The 2,749-nt window shown below is 67.5% G+C and carries 3 protein-coding genes and 1 pseudogene; 2 read left to right on the forward strand and 2 right to left on the reverse strand.

What is annotated here, in order from left to right; genetic code table 11:
* Nucleotides 1-794 (forward strand): MFS transporter (locus G3N99_RS37715; RefSeq protein ID WP_206124913.1); only part of this gene is annotated, 794 nt, incomplete at its 5' end.
* A gap of 10 nt (nucleotides 795-804) precedes the next feature.
* Here the strand turns inward: G3N99_RS37715 and G3N99_RS37720 are convergent.
* Complete coding sequence (locus tag G3N99_RS37720; RefSeq protein WP_206124914.1) at nucleotides 805-1,740, reverse strand: hypothetical protein; 936 nt, start codon at nucleotides 1,738-1,740, stop codon at nucleotides 805-807.
* A 68-nt stretch (nucleotides 1,741-1,808) separates the two neighbouring features.
* On the reverse strand, nucleotides 1,809-2,279 hold the full coding sequence (locus tag G3N99_RS37725) for a helix-turn-helix domain-containing protein (RefSeq protein ID WP_206124915.1): 471 nt from the start codon (nucleotides 2,277-2,279) through the stop codon (nucleotides 1,809-1,811).
* 153 nt (nucleotides 2,280-2,432) lie between these two features.
* Between G3N99_RS37725 and G3N99_RS37730 the strand changes: the two are divergent.
* Nucleotides 2,433-2,749, forward strand: a pseudogene (locus tag G3N99_RS37730) (MFS transporter); the annotation flags it as partial.

Genomic DNA, 2,749 nt, shown 5'->3' on the forward strand with positions numbered 1-2,749 from the left:
TCGCGATCGCGATGCTGACCGCGCTGACCGGCGCCGTGATCGAATGGCGTCCGCTCGGCTTCACGCATCCGGTCGTCGCCGGCGGCTTCGCGCTGGCCGCACTCGCCGCGCTCGCGTTTGTCGCGGTGGAAGCGCGCACGGCCACGCCGATGCTGCCGCTGTCGCTGTTCCGCCATCGCACGTTCAGCGCGGCCGTGCTGTTCGGGATCTGCGTGAACCTCACGTACTACGGCACCGTGTTCGTGCTCGCGTTGTACCTGCAGCGCGCACGCGGCGAATCGGCGTTGCAGGCCGGCCTCGCGTTCCTGCCGCTGACGGGCGGCTTCCTGCTGTCGAACCTCGCAAGCGGGCGCGTCGTGGCGCGTCACGGCCCGCGGGCGCCGATGCTGGCGGGCGCGCTCGTCGCCGCGCTCGGCTACGGGTCGCTGCATTTCATCGACGCGTCGACACCGCTGGCCGCCCTGCTCGTGCCGTTCCTGCTGATTCCAACGGGAATGGGCTTCGCGGTGCCGGCCATGACGACCGCCGTGCTCGCGTCGGTCGCGCCCGAGCGGGCCGGCATCGCGTCGGCCGTGTTGAATACCGCGCGACAGGCCGGCGGCGCGATGGGCGTAGCAGCGTTCGGTGCGCTCGCCGGCGGTGGCGGCGCGGGACAGGTCGTGGACGGGTTGCGGATCGAAACGGCCGTGTCAGTCGCGCTGCTCGTCACCGCCGCGCTGCTCGCGACGCTGGTGCGACCCGATGCGCATCGCGGCGCATCGCCCGCGCATCAGGCAGTGGCGGCGGCCGATTGAACGGATGCGGTCATGCGTCGCCGGGATCGCGCTGGATCAGGTGACGCCACGGAAACACGTTGCCCTTGAAGTGACTCACGTAGCCGCCGCTGCCGGCCTGGATCACCATGAACGACAGCCGTGGATGCAGTGCCTGCAGCGCTTCGAGCGCTTCCCGATCGAGGCAGGTGTTTCTCAGCGTCAGCGTGTGGAGCCGCTGGCCGGCCTGGCTCGTCAGCAAGCGCTCATAGGCGTCGAACGACGTCACGCTGTTGGCGTCGCGCTCGCGCTTCCACGTCGAATGCAATGCGGTCGATTCGGAGAAATCGAGCCAGCCGAGCGACGACAGGTTGTCGCTGTCGGCAAGACGATCGATGAACTGCTGCGTGTCATCGCCGCCGCCGATGCGCAGCCGCTCGAGATGTGGAAGCGGTATGTCGAAGAAACGCGCGTCGGGTGCATTCGGCACCGTCAGCTCGGTGAGAAACGGCGCCTTCTCGGCAAAGCGGGCAATCTCGCCGCCCTCCTGCATGATCAGGTCGCGGCGCACGATCATCGACTGGTTGTGGTCGGCCGGCTCGGTCGGCCGCACATACAGCGAGCGCAGCATCGGGAAGCGCGCATCCGAATCGAGCAGCGGACCGAAATCCCATTCGCGCGTGCCGTTCGCCCCTTCGTCCACGCCGCTGAACGCGAGGTCGGTCACGAGATCCGCGACGTCTCGCTCTGCCAGACATTGCAGCGTCCAGTCGAACGGATCGTCCCAGGCACCGCCGAAGTACCGGACGTGCAGCCCGGCCCGCATCGGCGCGACGGTGACATGATTGAAATCGGTCTGCCACAGCGGCTCCGCAGGATCGGCATGGTCGCGCCCGTCCTCCGCGCCCTCGCGTTCGCAGAAGTCGTGGATGCGGCGCTGCAGATCGAGCAACCGCCGATAACCGGCGGAATCCAGCGGATGGGACATGGCAATGCGGCTCCGGTCGACGACGATCGCGACAGTCTAGCCGACGGTGCAGCCGTCGCGCACGACGCTTATCGCCGTGGCGCGTCCGCTTCGTCGCCGATTTTTCTCACGACCGTCTCCGCCGCCTTCAAAGGCCGGCCGTCGTCATGCCGCAGCGCGAGCTTGCGGACCGCGCGCCCGGTGCTGCGATCAATCAGTATCGAATGCGGCTCGCCGCGCGCGAACAGGTTCGCCTCGCCCCACTGCCGCAACATCACGATCACCGGAAACAGCCCTTCGCCCTTTTTGGTCAGCGCGTATTCCTGATACGCGGTGCCGTCGGATGCCGGCACGACGTCGAACACGCCGGCATCCACCAGCATCTTCAGCCGGTCGGACAGGATGTTGCTCGCAACGCCGAGGCTCGCGCGGAAATCGCCGAACCGGCGCACGCCGTCGAACGCATCGCGCACGATCAGCAACGCCCAGCGATCGCCGACGATATCGGTCGCCCGCGCCACCGGGCACGGTGAATCCGCAAGACTTTTCTGCCTGGCCATGTTCCTCTCCGCAATCCTGCCGGCCGCCTTCGCGGCAACGCCGGCCATCCGTGCACGAGCTGCCGCCCATCGCACAACAGGTTGCATTTTAAAACTACTTTTCCTACACTCCACACCAGTTTCAATTTGCAACTACTTTGCACGAGGGAACCCATGGAGTCTTCCTGTCATTCCGGCACCGTTGCATCGACCGTGCCGACACATGCCGCGCATCCGGCCGACGGCGGCCGCCTGTCCGCGGCGCGCGTCGCGTTGCTGGCCGTCTGCTGCGCGGCCAGCGTCGCGAACGTCTACTACGCGCAACCGCTGCTCGATTCGATCGCGCGGGATTTCGGCGTGTCGCAGGCGGCCGTCGGCGGCGTCATCACCGCGACGCAGCTCGGCTGTGCGCTCGCGCTGCTGTTCGTCGTGCCGCTCGGCGATCTGCTGAACCGCAAGCGCCTGATCACCGTGCAGCTTCTGCTGCTGAC

This window comes from Burkholderia sp. Ac-20392, assembly GCF_017104585.1.
Taxonomy (GTDB): domain Bacteria; phylum Pseudomonadota; class Gammaproteobacteria; order Burkholderiales; family Burkholderiaceae; genus Burkholderia; species Burkholderia lata.